At 48.9% G+C, this 21,201-nt stretch carries 19 protein-coding genes and 3 tRNA genes; 10 read left to right on the top strand and 12 right to left on the bottom strand.

The window, feature by feature from the left end:
* The first annotated feature begins 396 nt into the window (after positions 1-396).
* The 3 genes from glpA to glpC are packed head-to-tail and all read left to right on the top strand — an operon-like array spanning position 397 to position 4,585.
* Positions 397-2,040, top strand: coding sequence for an anaerobic glycerol-3-phosphate dehydrogenase subunit A (glpA, locus tag CEQ48_RS04680; RefSeq protein ID WP_089070419.1), 1,644 nt, complete (start codon positions 397-399; stop codon positions 2,038-2,040).
* Complete coding sequence (glpB, locus tag CEQ48_RS04675; RefSeq protein WP_089070418.1) at positions 2,037-3,347, top strand: glycerol-3-phosphate dehydrogenase subunit GlpB; 1,311 nt, start codon at positions 2,037-2,039, stop codon at positions 3,345-3,347. Before glpA ends, glpB begins: the two co-directional genes overlap by 4 nt.
* Positions 3,344-4,585, top strand: a complete 1,242-nt coding sequence (gene glpC / locus CEQ48_RS04670) for an anaerobic glycerol-3-phosphate dehydrogenase subunit GlpC (protein WP_089070417.1) — start codon at positions 3,344-3,346, stop codon at positions 4,583-4,585. The genes glpB and glpC overlap by 4 nt, the downstream gene beginning before the upstream one ends.
* A gap of 141 nt (positions 4,586-4,726) precedes the next feature.
* Here glpC and CEQ48_RS04665 read toward each other — a convergent pair whose 3' ends face one another.
* Positions 4,727-5,815, bottom strand: coding sequence for a ketoacyl-ACP synthase III (locus tag CEQ48_RS04665; RefSeq protein WP_089070416.1), 1,089 nt, complete (start codon positions 5,813-5,815; stop codon positions 4,727-4,729).
* A gap of 168 nt (positions 5,816-5,983) precedes the next feature.
* Between CEQ48_RS04665 and trxC the strand changes: the two genes are divergently transcribed.
* Together trxC and CEQ48_RS04655 are read left to right on the top strand one after the other, a co-directional pair.
* Complete coding sequence (gene trxC / locus CEQ48_RS04660; RefSeq protein ID WP_089070415.1) at positions 5,984-6,418, top strand: thioredoxin TrxC; 435 nt, start codon at positions 5,984-5,986, stop codon at positions 6,416-6,418.
* Positions 6,419-6,606: 188 nt separating this feature from the next.
* Positions 6,607-7,761, top strand: a complete 1,155-nt coding sequence (locus CEQ48_RS04655; RefSeq protein WP_089070414.1) for an MFS transporter — start codon at positions 6,607-6,609, stop codon at positions 7,759-7,761.
* Between the two features lie 6 nt (positions 7,762-7,767).
* On the opposite strand, the gene CEQ48_RS04650 is transcribed toward CEQ48_RS04655, so the two are convergent.
* A complete protein-coding gene (locus CEQ48_RS04650; RefSeq protein ID WP_089070413.1) occupies positions 7,768-8,175 on the bottom strand; it encodes a nitrous oxide-stimulated promoter family protein in 408 nt (135 codons plus the stop codon).
* Positions 8,176-8,537: 362 nt separating this feature from the next.
* Between CEQ48_RS04650 and CEQ48_RS04645 the strand changes: the two genes are divergently transcribed.
* A complete protein-coding gene (locus CEQ48_RS04645; protein WP_000803303.1) occupies positions 8,538-9,326 on the top strand; it encodes a lipase family protein in 789 nt (262 codons plus the stop codon).
* A 32-nt stretch (positions 9,327-9,358) separates the two neighbouring features.
* Here the strand turns inward: CEQ48_RS04645 and CEQ48_RS04640 are convergent.
* From CEQ48_RS04640 to CEQ48_RS04600, 9 genes are all read right to left on the bottom strand, one after another.
* Positions 9,359-9,432: transfer RNA gene (locus tag CEQ48_RS04640), tRNA-Cys, on the bottom strand.
* 23 nt (positions 9,433-9,455) lie between these two features.
* Positions 9,456-9,542: transfer RNA gene (locus CEQ48_RS04635), tRNA-Leu, on the bottom strand.
* 184 nt (positions 9,543-9,726) lie between these two features.
* Positions 9,727-10,395 carry an arginine ABC transporter permease ArtM gene (gene artM, locus CEQ48_RS04630; protein ID WP_089070412.1) on the bottom strand — a complete coding sequence of 223 codons (669 nt, stop codon included), beginning with the start codon at positions 10,393-10,395 and terminating at the stop codon, positions 9,727-9,729.
* Positions 10,392-11,081, bottom strand: a complete 690-nt coding sequence (gene artQ, locus CEQ48_RS04625) for an arginine ABC transporter permease ArtQ (RefSeq protein WP_055033684.1) — start codon at positions 11,079-11,081, stop codon at positions 10,392-10,394. The genes artM and artQ overlap by 4 nt, the downstream gene beginning before the upstream one ends.
* Before the next feature lies 1 nt (position 11,082).
* Positions 11,083-11,814, bottom strand: coding sequence for an arginine ABC transporter substrate-binding protein (locus CEQ48_RS04620; RefSeq protein WP_000722143.1), 732 nt, complete (start codon positions 11,812-11,814; stop codon positions 11,083-11,085).
* Between the two features lie 73 nt (positions 11,815-11,887).
* Complete coding sequence (artP, locus tag CEQ48_RS04615; RefSeq protein WP_001964440.1) at positions 11,888-12,616, bottom strand: arginine ABC transporter ATP-binding protein ArtP; 729 nt, start codon at positions 12,614-12,616, stop codon at positions 11,888-11,890.
* 295 nt (positions 12,617-12,911) lie between these two features.
* Positions 12,912-12,985, bottom strand: a tRNA-Cys gene (locus tag CEQ48_RS04610).
* A 223-nt stretch (positions 12,986-13,208) separates the two neighbouring features.
* Positions 13,209-14,654 carry an ATPase RavA stimulator ViaA gene (viaA, locus tag CEQ48_RS04605; RefSeq protein WP_089070411.1) on the bottom strand — a complete coding sequence of 482 codons (1,446 nt, stop codon included), beginning with the start codon at positions 14,652-14,654 and terminating at the stop codon, positions 13,209-13,211.
* An 8-nt stretch (positions 14,655-14,662) separates the two neighbouring features.
* Positions 14,663-16,321 carry an ATPase RavA domain-containing protein gene (locus CEQ48_RS04600; protein WP_089070410.1) on the bottom strand — a complete coding sequence of 553 codons (1,659 nt, stop codon included), beginning with the start codon at positions 16,319-16,321 and terminating at the stop codon, positions 14,663-14,665.
* A 336-nt stretch (positions 16,322-16,657) separates the two neighbouring features.
* Between CEQ48_RS04600 and CEQ48_RS04595 the strand changes: the two genes are divergently transcribed.
* The 4 genes from CEQ48_RS04595 (at position 16,658) to CEQ48_RS04580 (ending at position 19,463) form a co-directional block, all read left to right on the top strand.
* Positions 16,658-17,173 carry an NUDIX hydrolase gene (locus tag CEQ48_RS04595; RefSeq protein ID WP_089070409.1) on the top strand — a complete coding sequence of 172 codons (516 nt, stop codon included), beginning with the start codon at positions 16,658-16,660 and terminating at the stop codon, positions 17,171-17,173.
* An 8-nt stretch (positions 17,174-17,181) separates the two neighbouring features.
* The gene (ltaE, locus tag CEQ48_RS04590) at positions 17,182-18,189 is read left to right on the top strand and encodes a low-specificity L-threonine aldolase (protein ID WP_000347564.1); all 1,008 of its coding nucleotides are present in this window, start codon (positions 17,182-17,184) and stop codon (positions 18,187-18,189) included.
* Between the two features lie 127 nt (positions 18,190-18,316).
* On the top strand, positions 18,317-18,625 hold the full coding sequence (locus CEQ48_RS04585) for a c-type cytochrome (RefSeq protein ID WP_001266838.1): 309 nt from the start codon (positions 18,317-18,319) through the stop codon (positions 18,623-18,625).
* 103 nt (positions 18,626-18,728) lie between these two features.
* Positions 18,729-19,463, top strand: coding sequence for a TetR/AcrR family transcriptional regulator (locus tag CEQ48_RS04580; protein WP_089070408.1), 735 nt, complete (start codon positions 18,729-18,731; stop codon positions 19,461-19,463).
* A gap of 98 nt (positions 19,464-19,561) precedes the next feature.
* On the opposite strand, the gene CEQ48_RS04575 is transcribed toward CEQ48_RS04580, so the two are convergent.
* Positions 19,562-20,830: a DEAD/DEAH box helicase gene (locus CEQ48_RS04575; protein ID WP_089070407.1), complete on the bottom strand. Its 1,269-nt coding sequence runs from the start codon at positions 20,828-20,830 to the stop codon at positions 19,562-19,564.
* Positions 20,831-21,201 lie beyond the last annotated feature (371 nt).

The raw sequence follows: 21,201 nt of genomic DNA, 5'->3' as shown, positions 1-21,201 counted from the left end.
ACAATTTTGTTATTAACAAATTCGTTTTTTGTTAAACAACGCATCTTTTTTCTCTCTCTTCTCCGATGTCTGAAAATGGCTAATCTTTTGGTTTAGCAATCACTAAATCATGAGTACAAGCCAGATTTAACGCACGATCGCGCTAAAAAATCGACAGATATTCCCTTATTAAGTCACGAACATATTCACTCAAACGAACATTAAATGTGTCATACATGTTACGAACAGTGTTAATCATCAATAAGTGAATCGCATAAAATTACGCCACTGAAAGGTTCCATCCACTTCTGTCCGTCATTCAATGCTCGTTCGCGCTTTTGTGAGCAAAACAACGAACATGAAATGAAAATAATGGCACACTAACCGTATGTGTTTTGATTGCATAAGGTTGAGCTCATGACGGCTTATCAAAGAATGGAAACCGACGTAGTCATCATTGGCGGCGGCGCAACAGGAACCGGAATCTTGCGCGACTGCGCATTGCGCGGATTACGCTGTATTCTGGTTGAAAAAGATGACATTGCCGCGGGCACCACAGGTCGCAATCATGGTTTGCTGCACTCCGGCGCTCGTTACGCGGTCACTGACTCTGAATCGGCACGCGAGTGTATCCAAGAGAACAAAATTCTGAAATCCATCGCGCGCCACTGCGTTGAAGCCACCGATGGTTTGTTTATCACTCTGCCAGAAGATGATTTAGGCTTTCAGGAGTCGTTTATTCACGCCTGCAGTGATGCAGGGATTGAAACGCAGCGCTTAACACCTAAAGAAGCCTTGTTACTTGAGCCGAATGTCAACCCTGCTTTGATTGGCGCGGTGAAAGTGCCTGATGGTACGCTCGACCCTTTTCGCCTGTGTGCGGCCAATGTGCTGGATGCCAAAGAGCATGGCGCGCGAATGTTTAACCGCACCATAGTGACCCAGTTGATCCGTGAGGGAGATACCGTGCTCGGCGTGCGTTGCCAGCATTTAGGCAGTGGCGCTAAGTTTGATATTTTAGCCCAGCAAGTGATTAACGCAGCAGGCATTTGGGGACAAAACATCTGCGAATATGCGGATCTCAACATCAAGATGTTCCCCGCTAAAGGTTCACTGCTGATCTTGGATTACCGCATTAATAATCTGGTGATCAACCGCTGCCGAAAACCATCCGATGCGGACATTTTGGTTCCCGGCGATACCATTTCGCTGATTGGCACCACTTCCGAGCATATTGATTATGACCAGATCGATAATCTGCATGTCACTGAACGAGAAGTGGATATTTTGCTCGCCGAGGGCGCAAAACTCGCCCCCATTATGGCCAACACTCGCGTATTGCGCGCTTATGCGGGCGTTCGCCCACTGGTCGCAGTGGATGATGATGGCAGTGGCCGCAATATCAGTCGCGGTATTGTTTTGCTGGATCACGAGCAGCGTGACGGCTTGAAAGGCTTCACCACCATTACCGGTGGCAAACTGATGACTTATCGTTTGATGGCCGAGTGGGCCACCGATCTGGTCGCCAAGAAACTTGGCAATGCCCAAAGCTGCCAAACGCATCTGCGCCCTTTACCAGGCTCTCAGCAAGCACCAAAAACCCTCAAAAAGACCGCAAGTATCGCCAAACCGGTTTATGAATCCGCCATTTATCGCCACGGTGAACGTGCCGCGAGCTTTTTAGCCGATGATGCGAAAAGCCAAGCGGTGATCTGCGAGTGCGAAATGGTCACCGCCGGTGAAATTGAGTACGCCATCAAGCAGTTGGATGTGAATAATTTGGTCGACCTACGACGCCGTACTCGTTTGGGTATGGGGCCTTGTCAGGGCGAGCTGTGCAGCTATCGCGCAGCCAGTCTGTTTAGTGAATACGGACAAGTTTCTGGTTGCCAATCGAGCCACTTATTGGTCGATTTTCTGGAAGAGCGCTGGAAAGGCATCAAACCGATTTTCTGGGGCGATGCGCTACGCGAAGCAGAATTTAGCTACTGGATTTACGAAGGCTTGCTCGGTGCAAGCGATTTACCTTCCTTCGACTCAGCCACGGAGAAACAACAATGATGCATTATGATGTGGCCGTCATCGGTGGCGGAATTGCCGGATACAGCGCCGCCCTGCGCGCACTGCAAGCCGGAAAAAAAGTGGTGTTAATCAACCAAGGGCAAAGTGCGCTGCATTTTTCTTCCGGCTCGATTGATGTGCTTGGACGTTTGCCAGATGGCAGCGTAGTGAATCAGCCGTTTGACGCACTTTCAGCTTTACAACAGCAAGCACCAGAGCACCCTTACAGCAAAGTCGGGCGCAAAAACAGCGAAAAAGGTTTGATGTGGTTCAAACGTACTTTAGACAGTGCGCACGTCCCTTTGCATCACGAGCCCGATGGTGCCAACCACTGGCGCATTACCCCACTTGGTACCCTAAAAAATACATGGCTATCACAGCCTTTTGTTTACCCTTATCGCGGCAATGCCGACTTTTCACGTATTATCATTGTTGCGATTGACGGCTATCGCGATTTTCAACCTACGATGCTGCGCGATAACCTCGCTCAGCGCCCTGAGCTTGCTAACACGCCAATGCTCACGGTGAATGTTTCCATCCCCGGCTTTGAAGGGTTCCGACGTAACCCTAACGAGCTACGTTCGATTGATATTGCGCGCTTGCTACGCCAAGAATCGGCGTGGAATGCATTGTGCGACCAACTGATGCGCGTTGCGCGTGCTGATGATCTGGTGATCATGCCTGCCATCATGGGCAACGGTGATGGTTTGCATTTGATGAGCAAACTCCAACAGGTAACCCAACTGCGCTTTCATGAAGTGCCGACTATGCCCCCATCACTGCTCGGGATCCGCATTGAAGAAGCACTGCATCGTAGTTTCATCCAAGGTGGCGGCGTGCAACTCAAGGGAGACAAAGTGATTGGTGGCGATTTTGCAGGCTCTCGCCTCACTGCTATTCATACTCAAAATCTGCGCGATTTTCCGATCAGTGCTGAGCACTATGTGATGGCGACCGGCAGTTACTTCAGCCAAGGATTACAAGCCTCACAACATGCGATTCAAGAGCCGATCTTTGCGCTGGACGTCCAGCAAAACCCTGACCGCGCTCAGTGGCGACATACCCAATTTATTGCCGCACAATCACACCCGTTTATGACTTTCGGCGTCACTACCGATGCCAATTTGCATCCGTCACGCCAAGGCAAAACCATTGACAATCTTTGGTGTTGCGGCGCAATGCTCAGTGGGTACGACCCCGTGTTTGAAGGCTGTGGCGGAGGCGTAGCGATTGCAACCGCTTATCATGCCGTAGAACAGATCCTTGCGACTTATGCGCAAACCAAACAACCGGAGGTGCTGCTATGAACCATGCCTTTATTCACTCTGCACCGCAAAATACCACCTTTGATCAATGCATCAAATGCACGGTGTGCACTGTGTATTGCCCCGTTTCCAAAGCCAACCCAAACTATCCCGGCCCCAAACAGTGTGGCCCAGATGGTGAGCGTTTACGGATCAAAAATGCCGAATATTATGATGACGCGCTCAAGCTGTGCACCAACTGCAAACGCTGTGAAACCGCCTGCCCTTCAGGCGTCAAAATTGGCGATATGATCGCCGTGGCGCGTGGCAAATACGGCAAAAAGCCACTCAACCCTAAATTGATGCGTGATTTTGTACTCAGCCACACCGACTTATTTGGCTCGATCGCCACGCCGTTTGCACCACTCGTCAACGCCGCAACCTCGTTGCCATTGGTGAAAAAGCTGATGCACAAAACCATCGGCGTGCATGACCATAAAACCTTACCCAAATATTCGCACGGCACGTTCCGTCGCTGGTTTAAACAAAACTGCACCAGCCAGCCGCTCTACCAAAGGCAAGTGGCTTATTTCCATGGTTGCTACGTGAACTACAACCACCCGCAACTGGGTAAAGACTTTGTGCGAGTGATGAACGCGATGAACATAGGCGTGCGTTTGCTTGATAGCGAAAAGTGTTGCGGTGTGCCCCTGATCGCCAACGGTTTTCACAACAAAGCGCGTAAAAACGCGCTGCACAACGTCAAATACCTTACGGCTATGGTCAATGATTACCATGCGCCGGTGCTTTCCACCTCTTCCACCTGCTCGTTTACCTTGCAGCAAGAATACCCGCATGTGCTAGGGGTAGATAACAGCCAAGTGGTGGATCAAATCCATTACGTCACGCGTTTTCTGCTCAAAGAGTTTATGAGCGGTAACGCGCCGAAGATGAAACCCGTGCACAAAAAAGTGGTGTATCACACCCCTTGCCATTTAGAGCGCAGTGGTAATGTGATGTTTACGATTGAGCTGCTGAAAATGATCCCCGGCTTAGAGCTGGTGGTGCTCGACAGTGAGTGCTGTGGCCTAGCTGGAACCTATGGTTTTAAAGAAGAGAACTACGAGGTATCGAAGAAAATTGGTTCGCATCTGTTTGATGCGATTCAAACCTCTGATGCCGATTATGCGGTGACCGATTGCGAAACCTGTAAGTGGCAAATCGAAGAAAACGCGCACTTGGAAACCATTCATCCGGTGAGTTTACTGGCGATGGCGCTGACCAATGAGCCTAGTGCTTGAGCGTGAATAGCCACTTCCTACTAGAAGCCAAAAGCTGGACGGAAATATTAAACAATCACCACTGCTGAAAGCCGTGGTTTAGGGAGGACAGTAAATAGGGCAAGTAAAACTTGCCCTATTCTTATTCCAACATTCAGAAAATCATTCTGATTGATGACGCTTGCAGTGCTCGATCGCCTTGCTCAACAGATCTAACGCAGTGTGATCACAAGAAGGCAATTGCGCATCACTTTTACCCAGAGGCGTTACCCGCTCCCCCCAGCGAATATGACCCGCTCCCCAAGTTAAACCCGCGCCAAAAGCGGCGACCAACAGATTATCATGAGGTTTAATTTTGCCTTGCTCTAACGCTTCGCACAGGGCAATCGGCACCGTAGCCGCGGAGGTATTACCGTAGCGATGAATATTCACAAAGGCTTTGTCTTGCGCGATGCCCGCCAAATCACACAGGGTTTGAATAATGCGGATATTGGCTTGATGCGGGATGACCACATCGATTTCTTCGGTCGATAAGCCGCTACGCGCCAACACTTGCTGCGCCGCAGCCCCCATGCCACGCACCGCGCGTTTAAAGATCTCTTTACCCACGAAATCAAACGCCCAGTAACCATTGTCTGCATCAAAACGATCCATCGCGGTTCCAAACTTAGGTACCGCTAAAATATCTCGTCCTTGGGCATCACAGCCAATTTGCGCATCTTGCAAGCCCACTTTCTGTTCGGTCTTGCTCAATACCACAGCACCTGCGCCATCTCCAAACAGCACGGCGGTGTCACGCTTCGTCCAGTCCAGATAGAAAGAGAGGCGCTCAGCACCAATCACCAAAGCATGGCGATAATGGCTCGCTTGCATCAAGCGTGTCGCGGTTTCTAAGCCATAGAGGAAACCGGTACAGGCGGCGTTGAGATCAAAGGCGGCGGCAGAAGGAATACCTAAATTTTGCTGCACTTTTGAAGCAATATTGGGAATTAACGAATCCGGTGAACAGGTTGCCACAATAATCAGGTCTATCTCTTCAACGCTGACGCCCGCACAGGCAATGGCATGCTGAGCGGCAACGGTAGCGAGATCGGAAGTATTCACGTGGCTGATCCGACGCTGTTCAATCCCAGTACGTGATTGAATCCACTCATCGGAAGTATCAAGAAAGGTGCTCAAATCGTGATTGGAGAGCGTCGCAGGTGGCAGACATTTACCCCACCCGGTGATTTCGGCATAACATTGAGTCATAAAAATTCCGTCTATGCTGCTTATTGTAATTTGGCGGAGCGCCCCAAGATATTGAGCAACGCCCGTCGCCATTGTCGGCAATGGGCAGAAGTATACGCCGATTTTCGAACCATGGTTAACCATTGAGCTTAAACTGGTAACGAAAGCGCAAAATAAAGAGAGGAAGTCATGTCAACATTCAATACCCGCTGCCCATCTTGCCACAGCCTTAACCGTGTGCCAGAAGAGCGGATTACCGAAAGCCCAAATTGTGGAAAATGCCAAAGCGCATTACTTGATGGCGCGCCAATTGAAGGTACCGAAGCCAATTTTTCCGCGCTGCTGCAAAGCGACAAACCTGTCGTCGTCGATTTTTGGGCTCCGTGGTGTAACCCTTGTGTCGGCTTCGCACCGATTTTTAGTGATGTTGCCACCGAGCGGAAAGGCCAGATCCGCTGCGTGAAAATTGATACCGAAGCGCAGCAAAACCTTGCTGCACATTTTCAAATTCGCAGTATTCCCACCATTATGGTGTTCAAAAATGGCCAACGCATCGACATGATCAATGGCGCACTGCCAAAATCTCAATTTGATCAATGGTTAAACCAAGCGCTGACTAAATAATCGCATCTTGCAATTCACAATTAAGTTGGCATTTTCGATAAAATTATGCCAACTTAACTCGCACTTTCCCCGCCCTTCTCCTCAACAAGCAAAGTTTATCGTCAAGAACGTTTTTTTTCGTTTTACTCTGCGCACTATTCGTCCCATATTCGCGCCAACTGTTCCTTCTGCTGTTCCCGAGGCCTGCTGTGGAAATCCATTCTTCTGCACCAAACCGCATTGCGGTGCCTGTTATTGCCTTAACTCTGTATGCAATTGCCGCTGGCTACTTAATGAGCCTAGTGCCCTTAATGCTGCAGCATTACCAACTCGAATCTGATTTGGCCAGTTGGCTGGCAAGCGTTTTTTATGCCGGATTATTAGCGGGCGCGCTGGTTGCAGAACCTTTCGTTAATCGTTTAGGCCACCGTAAAGCCTTTGTATGGTGCTTGAGCTTACTGCAACTGTCGATTGTGGTTATGCCGCTATTGCCCTACGCCAGTGTTTGGCTTTTGGCGCGCTTGGTCGCAGGTATCGCCGTGGCCGGCATTTTTGTGGTGGTGGAATCTTGGTTACTGCATGGCGATGAACAAGGTCGCGCGAAGCGTCTTGGCATTTACATGGTGTCACTCTATGGCGGTACTGCACTCGGACAAATGGCAATTGGCCAACTGGGTGTGGCAGGTGCCGTGCCTTTTATTGCGATCACCACACTACTTTTGATTGCTTCCATGGTGCTGATGTACGTCGATTCGGATCAGCCTTCCACACAACAAGCTAGCTCACTTTCGTTGCGTCAGATTTTCAAGCTCAGTAAAGCGGCGATGATCGGCTGCTTAGTTTCGGGCCTGACATTAGGAGCAATTTACGGTTTGATGCCGGTGGAACTTGCCAATCGTGGCATTAGCCACACCGATCTGGGTAACTTAATGGCGCTGGTGATTTTGGGCGGCATGGCGGTTCAACCTTTGGTGCCTTGGCTGTCTAAATTTTTAGGTCGCACTCTGCAGATGGCGCTGTTCTGCGTACTTGGCACGGCAGCCATTACGCTGACCGTGTTTGATGATTCGCTGCTCGTACTGGGCGTTAGCCTATTTATTTTAGGCATGGCGACCTTCGCCCTCTACCCAATCGCGATTAATTTAGGCTGCGATAAATTGGATGCGAGCTACATTGTTTCCGCAACCCAAGTGATGCTGCTCAGCTACAGCGTAGGCTCGGTGGTAGGTCCGGTATTGGCCGATTGGTTTATGCAAGATCGCCACGGCTTGATGGCTTACTTGTTTGCCATCCTACTCGCAACTTGTTTGTATATGCTGATCAAAAGCGTCAAAACCAAACGCCAATGGGTGGCGGGCGAATAACCTTCTTTACGGCGCTTTGGTTGCCATTTTCATTGCTTTTAACCGTTGATGACGGTTAGAAGCCTCTGCTTTCGGTTTTTCTGGGATGGCTTTTCTTTCATGCCATAAATGGCGAAACGACAAAATGGGGTGTGGTAACAACATCCTTGGCCCAGCATAACGCATGACTTCTCTCATCATCGCTTTTTGTTCTGGTTTGTAGCAATGAATTGGGCAACGGTTACAGGTCGGCTTCTCTTCTCCATAAGGACAACGATCTAGGCGCGTTTCCGCATATTCCATCAAAGCCAAGCATTCAGAACACATCCCCGTTTTTTGATGATGATCACGACAGTAAATAGCAATCATCGCTTGCACAGTCCGAAATTCAGTAAGCAAAGCACCAGATAAAATGGAAGATGTTGGTTGTGGCACAAGTTGTACTCCAAAAAATAACTGTCGCCACCATAACAAAATCTACATCGCAGAAAATTGATTGAGGTTAAAGGTGCGTTATCTCCTTTTACGCAACCAAAGGGATTTCACCCGTACTTCTATACCAAAACTACTTGTAGTTGCAGGTAGGCGGTAAGTGAGTGACAAATTTGCACAGCCGTAGACTGGCCTTTGGTTAGAAGAGCTTTCATAATCCCCATAAGCATAGACAGACTCTGTTATGTGGGTGAACGAACATAGCCAACACCGCTGCAGATCCAACTAGGAAGGATATATGCCATTTCATCTAAGCTTCATAATCCACACATAGAGTCATCGTAAACCGCAAACTCTATGACATTGTGAAACCACTCAAACGCTACCAATACGAACGCTACGCCGTTTTGTGCAACCTCGCTTATCCGCGCATTTTTAAGCAGACTCGCTACGGATTTGATCCTAACGGACAGCGTGTGATCACCAATCAGTTTGGCAAAATCATGATCCGAGTATTGTGGAGCCGAGCGAGCGATGAAGTGGTTGTTGTCATTAAAGGCTCACACAGCCTCACCGACTGGCTACTCAACTTCGCGGTTTGGACACGCAGTTGCCGCCATTTAGGGCTGCAATACCGCATTCATGCCGGCTTTTATCACTTACTGCATCAAGAGAGCCAACCGAGCCGAAACCAAGATACGCTTGGCATGACGGTGATTGAAAAACTGGAACAAACCCTACTGCCGCTGATTGAACAAGGCAAACGCATTGCGATCACCGGACACTCTTCCGGCGGCGCGATTGGCTGCGTGTTTGCGGACTATTTTGAGCGAAAATATCCACGCACGATCAAGCGAGTCGTCACTTTTGGTCAACCTGCGATCGGGGATTGGCGCTTTCCGAAATACTATGGGCTGGCTCATAAAACCTATCGCATCTGCTGCGATCTGGACATCGTAACCTTCATGCCACCCGTGCCATTCCTGTACTGGCATGCTGGAAAATTACTCTGGCTGTACAACGGCAGAATTTACGAAAACACACCGACATGGGAGCGTTTAGGGCGTTCGATCATCAGTTGGTTAATTCGGCCGTTCTCTTATCACTTGATGAGTAAATACATACGCAATAAAGATTTTTTTGATGAACGCTAGAAAGAGTTTTGTATCAACAAGAGAGGAAATAATGGAGGCGCGTCCCGGAGTCGAACCGAGGTTCACGGATTTGCAATCCGCTGCATGGCCACTCTGCCAACGCGCCTAAGTGATGTGTCTTGAGGATGATGGTGCCCCGGGCCGGACTTGAACCGGCACGACTCGAAAGTCGAGGGATTTTAAATCCCTTGTGTCTACCGATTTCACCACCAGGGCAACGCATACTGCGATGGAAGACACCATCTGTTCTAACGAGCTTTGCCGTGAGAACGAGGCGTACTTTAACGGATTGAGATTTCTGGTCAATAAAAAATTTCAGCAATTTAATCAAGTGATTAAAAAGCACGCCATCGCGTACAAATGGCGTGCACAACGCACAAAAACCATTCAACACTAAAAATCAATACGCCTCAAACGCTAACGCTTTTTTCTCGATTTGGCAGAAGATCAGGGTCAGAATGCCGTTCACTGCAAGGTAAAATGCCCCAGCAATCCCAAAGACTGTCAACGTATCGTAGGTTTGGGCGTTGATGCGCTGCGCGTAGCCCATCAAATCCATAATGGTGATCGTGCTGGCCAGCGAAGTCCCTTTAAAGACAAGAATCACTTCGTTGGAATAGGCTGGCACAGCTCTGCGTAATGCATAAGGCAGCAACACCCGTAGCGTAGCAATTTTATTCATGCCTAACGCGCGGCACGCTTGCCACTGTCCGCTAGGAATGGCGTTAAATGCGCCTTTAAACAGTTGCGTGCTGTACGCCGCCGTGTTGAGCGCCAAAGCCAGCATAGCGCAAAACCAAGGTTGGCTGAGCCATACCCAAAGTACGCTTTCGCGGATCCATTCAAACTGCCCTGGGCCGTAATACACCAAGAAAATTTGCACCAGCAGCGGAGTGCCGGTAAACAAGGTGATCACCGCACGGCTAAACCAATGCACGACGGGTGTGCGCATCACTAAGCTTACGGTCATCAAGAGTGACAATATACAGCCCACCAGCAGCGAAGCCGCCGTCAGTTGCAAACTGGTGCCTAAGCCTTCAAGCAGTTGCCATAGGTGTTGCTCTTTCATGCGCTGGCTCCTTGGCTATGGCTCATGCCTTGTATCGAAAACTTGTTATCTATGACTTTTACGGCGCGCTGCGTGATCAATGTGATCACCAGATACACCGCCGCCGCCGTTGCATACCAAGTAAAGGCTTCATGGGTGGCCGCGGAAGTGAGCTGCGCTTGTTTCAGTAGATCCGTCACCCCAATCAAAGAAACTAATGCCGTATCTTTTAGTAGAACCAACCATTGGTTCATTAAACCGGGCAACGCGTGGCGTACCGCCTGCGGCAGCACAATACGAATAAATGCATGGCTAGGAGGAATCCCTAATGCGCTGGCCGCTTCACGCTGACCTCTGCCCACGGCTTTGAGTGCGCCGCGCAACGTCTGCGCAGCGTACGAAGCAAAAATCAGCGAGAGCGCAATCACACCAGAGATAAACGGGCTGATCTCAATAAATTCACCAGTGATGAAAAACAACACTTGGGTCGAGCCAAAGTAGATAAACAGCACCACCAAAAGCTCAGGCAAACCACGGATCACGGTAACCAACAAGGTGGTTGGCCATTTGATCAATTTCAGTTTTGCCATTTCACCGCCAGCAAACACCAGTGCCAGCAGTAAACCGACCAGCAAGCTAGCCAACGCAATTTGCAGCGTCATCCAGCTTGCTTGTACCAGTGATAAAGAGTAGCCCGTTAGCACCATCTTAGTTTCCGAAGTACTTATTGAAGATCGCGGCGTATTCGCCATTTTCTTTCACGGCTTCCAACGCGGCGTTCAGTTGATCAAGCAGCGCTTGGTTATCTTTATTGACGGCGATGCCAAAGCCATTACCGAAGTACTGTGCATTCGTGACACGCTCACCAACGTAAGCGAGGTTGTTATCCCCCTTAAACCACTCCGCGACAACGGCCGTGTCACCGAATACCGAATCAATACGGCCATTTTTCATATCGATGAACGCATCTTGGTAGCTTGAGTATGGCACCGCGACCACGTCCGACAGTTGCTCAAGTAGGAAACTTTGGTGAGTCGAGCCATTTTGCACACCAACACGTTTGCCTTTCAGCGCGGCTTGATCCGCCACTTTGCCCGCCAGAGAAACGAAGGCGGCTGAGTTGTCGTAGTACGGATTGGAGAAATTCACCTGCTCTAAACGCGCTTCGGTGATGTCCATTGCCGAAATGGCTGCATCATAACGTTTGAATTTCAGTGCTGGGATCAAGCTGTCAAATGCTTGGTTGTGGAAGCTACATTTCGCTTCAAGTTGCTTACACAGCGCATTCGCTAAATCCACATCAAAACCTTGGATTTGGTTGTTCTCATCCATGTATTCGAACGGCGCGTAAGTCGCTTCCATCACAAACTTGATCTCTTGTTGCGCAGCTGCGCTAGCAGAAACCAAACCAATCAAAGACGCGAGTAGGATCTTTTTCATTGCAATACTCCATGTGTTCTGCGAAATCTGGCGCATCACTGGCCAGAATCTGTGGGCTAATATCAGTAACTTCTTAATGTTTTAAATAATCGGCAAACTGCTGAGTCTGCGGATGAGTAAAGGAGGCGTGCGTGCCGTGTTCAACAATGCGCCCTTTTTCGAGGTAGAGCACATGGCTGGCGATTTTCTTGGCAAAGTCGACTTCATGAGTCACCACCACTTGCGTGATCCCTGTGCCACTTAACTCTTTGATAATTTTCACAACTTGATTGGTGATCTCAGGGTCCAGAGCCGCTGTCGGCTCATCAAACAGCAGTACATCCGGCTTCATCATCAGTGCACGCGCAATCGCCACTCGCTGCTGCTGGCCACCCGAGAGTTGTAGCGGCCACGCATCGGCTTTATCTGCCAGTTGCAACGTTTTCAGGATCTCGATGGCTTGCTGTTTGGCTTGCGATTTCACCATACCTGCGACTTTCACGGGGGCTTCCACCAGATTTTCCAGCACAGTCATATGCGGCCATAGATGGTATTGCTGAAACACCATGCCCACTTTGCGACGTAGCGCTAAGCCTTGCTGCTCGGTCGGATGCGTTGAGAAATCAAACGATTGATTGGCGATATGCAGTTGGCCATTATCGGCCGTTTCAAGAAGATTGAGCACACGCAGCAGTGAGCTTTTACCCGCACCGCTTGGCCCAAGTAGCACTAAAGTTTCACCACTCGCACATTCAAAGTGGATGTCGTGCAGCACCTGAGTGGTGCCATAAGACTTGTTAATTCCGTTAACTCGAATACTCATGCTGACATACTGCATTAATTATCATCTGGCGTTCATACTACTACGAACGTATTTTTATGCAATAAAAATGTATAAAAACCAAAACCACAGACTGTTTGTATAAAAAAACGTCATAAGAATAGCAAAAACGACTGGTTAAACCACAACCAAATGCATAAAGCGTGATAAGTAAACCGGAAATACTCAGTAGGGAGCGATGAGATATAAATGGAATATAGAGTGGGGACTCGATTGAAGAAACGCAGACACAAAAAAACCAGCACTTGGCTGGCTTAAGCGATGACTTCAAAAGAAATGGAGGCGCGTCCCGGAGTCGAACCGAGGTTCACGGATTTGCAATCCGCTGCATGGCCACTCTGCCAACGCGCCTCTGAAGTCAAACGAAGGATTTGCTTCGTTGCTTGCGCTGCGTACTTTACGGATTATGCGACCTGAGTCAAACAAAAAAAGGAAATGCCGGATCGTTTGCTGAGATTTAGCGCAATCTGCTCAACTGACCGTCGCAAGCAAACCAACCTATCCCCTTCTGACTTGAAGCTGCAGTGGCGTTGACGACCTGCCACTTCCCGTCGTTGGGTATGAAGCATTCAAGTTACCACTTCTTCATTAGCCGCCCAACCAAGCTCGGATGATAGCTCCAGCAGTGATCAAACATACTCATCAACTGCGGGTTGCCGTATTTTGATAAGCTGATGGCATGAAAACGGTTTTTGCGCGTTTTAAGTTCCGCCACTTGCGCCAGCAGTTCGTCACTTTGTTTGGGTGCAATGAAATCCGACATCACAACCAAATCGCCATTGCGATACTTATCACTGCTCATGAGTTCAATCGATTTGAGGATCACGGGCTCAAAATCTGTACCGCCATGAAACGAATAACTTAAGAAATCACTCGCTTCGCGCAGCCCATCTTGGCGAGTCAATTCGTAGGTGATGAATTCGGAAGAAAACAGCATCACATAACAATCACGATCTTCTGCCAACGCAATTTGCATCAGCGCGTAAGCCATGGCTTTGGCACACTGCTCGGGAAAACCACTCATGGATCCTGAGGCATCAATACAGAGAATGAACGGCCCTTTTTCGATATCAACCTGTTTGTTGTCAGGACGATGGGCACGCACCTTACGCAGAGTGCGTGATTTCCCCTGCATTCGATAGTTCATTAACCGTTTATCGACCAAGTGCTTATAAAACACCACTTCCAGCTCTGGATAAGCTAAAAACATGGTTTCGTTGGGCAGTAGCTTATTCAAATCGTCACTTTCGTGGATACCCACAATGTCATCGGTCGCTTCATCTGAACGCTCTTCGACCATTTGCATCTCTTCAGCGGGCGCACGATTTAGGTCTGGATCGTCAACCTGTCCAGCCATTCGCCCGAGCTGCTCGGCGATGTCCTGCATGCCTTTGTGTTTTTTGAGAAACTCAGCGTAACGCTTCATGACCGTGAGGTCATTGCGGCTCAATTTCGCCGCCGCCATATCCCAAAGTCGGCCGACGATCGCTTCATCCCCCGCTTCAGTGACCTTATCCATATTGCGCATGGTTTCCATACGCTGATAGAGATCAGCCAACATACGCTCTTTGTTGGCTTTAAGTTCGATCACCTGCGCTTGGCGAATCGCATCAGACAGTGATTTATACCACTGATCACAAAAGAAATGAGGGAACATGGGGTTATGATGCAGCTTCTCTTTTTCGAGCAAGCGGCGCGCTTCTAAATAGAATGCGGAGTCCCATTCCAGTTTCTTCACCACGTCTGGAACTTGCGTAAAAAACGTCTCTTCATCCCAGTGAATCACTTCTTGGTAGAGGGCTAACTCACGTTGGAAACGTTCGGTTTCACACACTTTTGTCATTCGACGACGAACGCTGGCGCGCCACTTGATCAGATGATTTTTCACTGACGTGCCCACACCACGGTTTTCCGCCATCATCATCACTTGGGAGCGCGCAACCAAGTCATTGACGGCGGTATCAATCAAGCCAGATTCTGCTATGGCAACAACCAGATTTAACGCATCCGCCCCTAACATACTGACCCCTATTCAAAAAATTGGTTGAGGTTACGGATGCGCATTACGTTACGCTCGCATTCAACTTGAGTGGCATCCAACTGCTGCTGCAGCTCATGCAAGGTCGCTTGCATTGCCGTCGGCAATTCAGGGTCGATGAAACTGTGCGGCAGCGCATCGTGAAATTTGAGGCGCACTTTACGTAAATGGTGTTCCGCATGAGTGAGCTGCGCCATGGCTTGATCCGCTTTCGTCAGCCAATTCTGATACAGCGACTCATCTAAACCTTGTTTGGTGACCATCGCCAGAAGCACGGAGCGGTTGGCAATATCTTTAATCACCAGATTGTTACTGGCATCGAGATCAAAGCGTAAGCGACATAGATTGGTGTTTTGGTTCACATAGCCATAGGCTTCGCCGTGCCCTTCTTTAATCACGCGCTCTAATTCACTTTTTTGTACGTAAATCCAACGGCTATCGCCTTTCTCACCTTCAGAAACGGACATATTGCTCTGCAATAACACCAGTTTAATCAAATCAGGCGTCATGCCCACTTTGTAAATTTTGGCATCAGACAGGTCATATTGATGATGAACTTGTTTTTTGATTAAGCCATTGGTGGTTTCCAGTGACAGCACCATGGCAAACTCAGACTCTAACTCTTCTTGAATTTGGGCAAGTTCAAGTCGACATACATCGAGCTGTTGCTCCACTTCTGCTTGGTCAAAGGCGTAACGCAGCGCAAATTCGCGGATCACCTCATGCACCACATCATGCGATTCTGGGGTATTCCACAAGCAGTTTTGCAGCAGCAGTAGATCTAACGGGTTAATCTCATCACGGCCATTAAAAAATGCACTGGCTTTCAAAAGTTTGGCCGCTTTTTTCCAACGGCGGTCAGACACATACATCTCTAAATCTGAACCCGCACTCTCTTTTGAGCGCTCTTCAACCATGGTTTTCAACTGGTAGAGCTTTTCGAAAACGTCATCACTGAGTTCAAGCTTATCCAGTTGATGCTGCCATTGGTGATACTCTTCATCGGTGATCGCCAGCCCTGCTGGAATTTGCGCTTCTTGCGCTGTACCAACGGTAAGCATGGATTTGAAATTTTGTTTGTTTTGAATTCGATTTACAAAAATTCGTACCAACATACGGTCATAGAGTGCTTCGAGGCCGCTGTCTTCATCTGGGAGTTCATTGGAGGCCGTCACCAAGAGACGCATCGGTACGCGCTCAATATCGCTGCCATTTTTGAAGGTTTTCTCGTTGACAACCGTCAGTAAGGTGTTGAGGATGGCAGGTCCCGCCTTCCAGATTTCATCCAAGAACACGACCTGTGCGGTAGGCAAATAACCTTGGGTGAGGCGCACATAACGACCATTGTCTTTCAATTCTTGAATACTCAGCGGCCCAAACACCTCTTCGGGGGTTGAAAAGCGGGTCATCAGGTATTCAAAATAACTGCTGTTATCAAATGCTTGAATCAAACGCTTAGCGATGAGGCTTTTGGCGATCCCCGGTGGGCCGAGCAAAAACACACTTTCACCAGCCAATGCGGTCAATAAACAGAGCTTGATGGTATTTTCACGCTCATACACGCCATCAGAGAGCGCCTTGGCCAGCTTATTGATTCGCTCTGAAAGCAGCGCTTTGCGCGCATGTGAGCTGTGGGTGGGTTGCAGCATCTCTTGATTCCTCAGACAAAGCCCAAATTGGGTAACACGTTTTCAATAAGCACTGTTTCTATAAACAATGGCTCTATAAACAATAGTTTCAATAAACAATCGCTTTATACAATTGTTGTCGATTTGTTACAAAGTCTATTTTTTGTTTTGCGCATCCTTATAACAGATCTCATTTCCTTGAAACAATTGGTAATCATTGATTGCACATTTAGCGGCTCAACTTCTCGCCATTTCCACAGACACGACGCAAAAAGTACAATTTATTCTTGGGGATGCCACTGAACCTAAGGTAAGGTGACTCCCTGATCACCGCTTTATTTTGACAAGACACACTCCATGAGCAAAATCATCCATCAATGGAAAAACATCGCACTGGTCGAGGAGGAGGTTTTGCTTCCGAATGGCCACTCGGTCACACATACCACGATTTCACACCCCGGTGCGGCAGTGATTTTGCCACTGACTGACCAAGGCGAGATTGTACTGATACGCCAATTTCGCCCCTCGCTCAAAAAATGGTTACTCGAACTTCCTGCTGGCACTATAGAAGAGGGGGAACCGCCTCTTTCCTGTGCGCAGCGCGAATTAGAGGAAGAAACCGGCTTTAGCGCTCAGCAATTTATCGAACTCGGTCAAGTCACGCCGCTCGCGGGTTTCTGCGATGAAATTCAACATCTGTTTGTCGCAAAAAACCTAAGCAAAACGGCGCGCTATTCTTGCGATGAGGACGAAGTGATTGAAGTCCTCTTTCTTACCCCACAAGAATTAGAACGTAAAATTGTTTTCGGCGAAATCACCGATTCCAAAACCATTGCTTGTTTAAGTAAAGCCAAACTTTGCGGATATTTGTAGGAGAAAAGATGGACTTTCGATCGGATACCGTTACCCAACCGACCGACGCGATGCGTCAAGCGATGGCACAAGCCCCTGTGGGTGACGATGTGTATGGCGATGATCCCACCGTCAACGAGTTAGAACAGTGGGCGGCCGAGCGCCATGGCTTTGAAGCAGCGCTGTTTACCACCTCAGGCACTCAAGCCAATTTGTTAGGTTTACTCGCTCATTGCGAGCGCGGCGACGAATATTTGTGTGGCCAGCAAGCCCATAACTATCGTTATGAAGCTGGCGGAGCCGCCGTACTTGGCTCTATCCAGCCACAACCGATTGACAATGAACCGGATGGCACACTCGATTTCGCCAAACTCAAAGCCGCGATCAAACCGGATGATGCGCATTTTGCCCGCACCAAACTGCTCAGCTTGGAAAACACCATCAATGGTAAAGTGCTTCCACTCAGTTATTTGGCGAAGGCGCGCGAGTTTGTTGATCAACATGGTTTGCAACTGCACCTTGATGGGGCTCGGGTCTACAACGCGGCGGTCGCACTGGATGTGGATGTCAAAGAGATCGCGCAGTATTTTGATTCGATCACCGTGTGTCTATCCAAAGGCTTAGCCGCGCCAGTCGGTTCGTTACTGCTCGGTTCCAAGGACTTTATTGCCAAAGCGAGACGCTGGCGAAAAATGGTCGGTGGCGGTATGCGCCAAGCGGGCATTTTAGCCGCAGCGGGGAAATTGGCGCTCACCGAGCAAGTCACGCAGCTCAAGACCGATCATGATAATGCTCGTCATCTGGCTTTGGGGCTGAATGCTTTACCGGGGTTTTCGGTTAATACCGAATGGGTACAGACCAATATTGTGTTTGCTAAATTGGACGCGACAGTCGATATCCAGTCCATCGCCCAGCAACTTCGCCAAGAAGGCATTATCATCACCGCGGGTAATCCAGTGCGCTTCGTGACACATAAAGACATTACACGTCAGGATATTGATACCCTACTCGCCAAACTGCGCACCTTACTGGCTTGAGTGAGGTTGAGAATGCCAACAGGCTCGTAAACTCTCTTCATTCTCGCTCGCGCTCTCTTGAGCTTCCCCTTAGGGGAAGCTTTATACTCCGCGCACTGATTTACACCCTCTTGTTTGGAGTTTATTGATGCGCGTTGTGTGCTCTCTGCTTTGCTTAACCCTTGTTTCGACTCCGCTCTTCGCCAGTGGCGATCCGGTACTCGGTAAACAAAAAGCACCAAGTTGTGTGTTTTGCCACGGCACCGACGGCAAAGCTACTCAGGTCAGCTATCCTAACCTTGATGGGCAAAGCGCAGAATACCTGTATAGCGCGATGAAGGCTTATCAACTAGGCGAGCGCACAGGCCCAATGGCGGAGATGATGAGAGCTCAGTTGCAACGTTTAAATGATCAAGATTTGCGCGACATTGCTGCTTTTTATGCCTCATCCCAATGAGTTTTTCCCAAAAATTCCACTTTTAAGCACAAGAGCCATGAAAAATCGGCGCAGATCTGGTAAAAATCGGGACGTCTCAGTGACCGTTATACATTAGGTTGACATGATTGAAAAAAAACAGGGGCGGCGTAGTGCGCAAGATGCCCAAAAAACGCGTTATCACATTATCACCATAGCGGCAGAGCTGTTCTGCGAGCTCGGTTATTCACGCGTTTCTCTGCGCCATATCAGTGAAAAGGCCGGCGTCTCACACAGCTTGATCCGCCATCATTTCGGCAGTAAAGAAAAGATCTGGCACAGCATCAGTGATGGCCTGCATGATTATATGATTCGTTACATGCAGACGGTGCTCCAAGCCATGCCGGCAGAAACTCCCGTCAACGTAAAGCTGTACTCTTTCATCATGCGCTTGTTGGCACATGGCTTAATCATTAAACAGCCAATCCAATTGATTGCGGATGCCGTACGCCAAGAAGATAAATTATTCGATTATTTCCTCGATACTTCTGGAGAGATTGAACGCTTGGTTGAATCCTTGGCGGACGACTACAACTGTCAGTATCCCCAATCTCCGATCCATTTGTGGGAAATCAAATGGCAGATGATCATGTACACTCACAGCGCCGCCAGTTTGACGCCTTTTATGCGTGCAACTTGGGCCCCGGAAATTGACGATGTTTCCGCCTGTTTACTCAAACATTGGCAGTTGTTTAACGCATTGATGGTTGAGAAGTTTCATATCGCCAAGCCTTACATTATGCAGCCCAACTCGGTGGATGAGCTGGTGTATACCCTCAGTTGCGACTGGCGAGATGTCTATAAAGAGACGGAAGAGTAATAGGCGATGTGAGCTATCCCCTCCGATGCACTATTTGCGATGTGCTGTGATTGGGGATAGCAAACGGGATATCGATGGGTGCTACTTATTGACCCTACTTAACGCGCTTTTTTACCGCGCTGCGCATGGATTTTCAGCTGTGCTTTTAGTTTGCGTTTTTCTGACGAACGACCAACCGAGCGACGCGGTGAATTCTCCTCATGCACCACAGGGCTAGGCTCAAAACCTTTCAACCACTCTTGCGGCAGGCGTGTATTGAGTAAACGCTCAATCGCTTCAAGTTGTGGCTGTTCATCATGCGACAGCAAAGAGACCGCCAACCCTGCTAAACCTGCGCGCCCCGTACGCCCAATACGATGTACATAGTCTTCCGCTTTAAATGGCATATCGTAGTTGACCACTTGCTCAAGCTGGGCAATGTCTAACCCACGCGCGGCCACATCGGTGGCAATCAAAGCACGCACTTTACCTGCTTTAAAATCATCCAAAGCCTTTTGGCGAGCGCCTTGGCTTTTATCGCCATTAATCGACACCGCTTTTATGCCATCCAACTTGAGTTCTTCCGCCAGTGCATCACTGCCTTGACGGGTTTTGGTAAACACCAACACTTGCTGCCAATTTTTCGAGCCAATCAGATAAGAGAGCAGTTCACGCTTGCGCTTTTTATCCACTGGATACACCATCTGCTGCACGGTTTCTGCCGTGGAATTGGATGGCGTCACCTGCACTTCGATAGGATCACGCATGATGCGATACGCGACCGCTTTGATTTTGCTATCAAACGTTGCAGAGAAAAACAGCGTTTGACGCAGTGGCGATAAACGGCGCAGCACGCGCTGCAAATCTGGCATAAAGCCCATATCCAGCATTCGATCCGCTTCATCGAGTACCAACACTTCAACTTTGCCCAAAAACAGTGATTTCACATGGGCGTGATCGAGCAAGCGCCCCGGCGTCGCAATCAAAATATCCACACCGCCACGCAAATGATTGAGTTGCACCTTCATGCTCGTGCCGCCATAAACGGCTACGATCTTAAGCTCCGTTCCTTTCGCGTAGGCTTGTAGGCTATCCAATACTTGCTGAGCTAACTCACGCGTTGGCACAAGCACTAATGCTCGGATCTCTTTGCTGTTTGCTTCACGCTGCCAAGGCTGCTCAATAAAGCGTTGGATCAAAGGTAAACCAAATGCCGCCGTTTTACCGGTTCCGGTTTGCGCCCCTGCCAGTACATCTTTTCCTTGCAATACATGAGGAATAGCTTGCTGTTGGATTGGAGTGGGATTGACGATCCCAAGCTCGCTCAATGTATTCAGCAGACGAGAATCCAAGCCTAATTGCGAAAAAGTGATGGAGAGTTCTGACATGTCGCGTACCTAATAGCTTTTGGGGCGCGGATTGTATCAAAGTGAACGGCGTTTGGCTTTCTCTAAACGTCGCGAAAAGCGTGGGGGGGAATTTATGCTGGTGAAACGTCAGATTCAGCGTGTTCTTTGGCTTGGTAATCGCTGAGCGTAAAACCAATCTCCATCGCATCAAGCAGCTCTAGACATTCATCATTGTGATTGTGGTCACTCATTGTTGACCTCCTTAATTCATACTTATTTCATCCTTTTATACCCTTTCGACTTGAAGGTTCAGCTTCACGTTGAATGGGGATAACGGTTTCTGGTGAGATGTTCATCGTAACCGCTTCCAGAAACGCCAATAAGGTTTACCACAGCTTGTAGTAAGTACC

The organism is Vibrio tarriae (assembly GCF_002216685.1).
Classification (GTDB): Bacteria; Pseudomonadota; Gammaproteobacteria; order Enterobacterales; family Vibrionaceae; genus Vibrio; species Vibrio tarriae.
Note: the sequence above shows the minus strand (reverse complement) of the source record. Positions and strands in the feature narration are given on the sequence as shown.

Coding starts and splice junctions, on each gene's coding strand:
- glpA (WP_089070419.1), top strand. CDS start 397: ATGACGGCTTATCAAAGAATGGAAACCGACGTAGTCATCATTGGCGGC.
- glpB (WP_089070418.1), top strand. CDS start 2,037: ATGATGCATTATGATGTGGCCGTCATCGGTGGCGGAATTGCCGGATAC.
- glpC (WP_089070417.1), top strand. CDS start 3,344: ATGAACCATGCCTTTATTCACTCTGCACCGCAAAATACCACCTTTGAT.
- CEQ48_RS04665 (WP_089070416.1), bottom strand. CDS start 5,815: ATGACTCAATGTTATGCCGAAATCACCGGGTGGGGTAAATGTCTGCCA.
- trxC (WP_089070415.1), top strand. CDS start 5,984: ATGTCAACATTCAATACCCGCTGCCCATCTTGCCACAGCCTTAACCGT.
- artM (WP_089070412.1), bottom strand. CDS start 10,395: ATGAAAGAGCAACACCTATGGCAACTGCTTGAAGGCTTAGGCACCAGT.
- artQ (WP_055033684.1), bottom strand. CDS start 11,081: ATGGTGCTAACGGGCTACTCTTTATCACTGGTACAAGCAAGCTGGATG.
- CEQ48_RS04620 (WP_000722143.1), bottom strand. CDS start 11,814: ATGAAAAAGATCCTACTCGCGTCTTTGATTGGTTTGGTTTCTGCTAGC.
- artP (WP_001964440.1), bottom strand. CDS start 12,616: ATGAGTATTCGAGTTAACGGAATTAACAAGTCTTATGGCACCACTCAG.
- viaA (WP_089070411.1), bottom strand. CDS start 14,654: ATGTTAGGGGCGGATGCGTTAAATCTGGTTGTTGCCATAGCAGAATCT.
- CEQ48_RS04600 (WP_089070410.1), bottom strand. CDS start 16,321: ATGCTGCAACCCACCCACAGCTCACATGCGCGCAAAGCGCTGCTTTCA.
- CEQ48_RS04595 (WP_089070409.1), top strand. CDS start 16,658: ATGAGCAAAATCATCCATCAATGGAAAAACATCGCACTGGTCGAGGAG.
- ltaE (WP_000347564.1), top strand. CDS start 17,182: ATGGACTTTCGATCGGATACCGTTACCCAACCGACCGACGCGATGCGT.
- CEQ48_RS04585 (WP_001266838.1), top strand. CDS start 18,317: ATGCGCGTTGTGTGCTCTCTGCTTTGCTTAACCCTTGTTTCGACTCCG.
- CEQ48_RS04580 (WP_089070408.1), top strand. CDS start 18,729: ATGATTGAAAAAAAACAGGGGCGGCGTAGTGCGCAAGATGCCCAAAAA.
- CEQ48_RS04575 (WP_089070407.1), bottom strand. CDS start 20,830: ATGTCAGAACTCTCCATCACTTTTTCGCAATTAGGCTTGGATTCTCGT.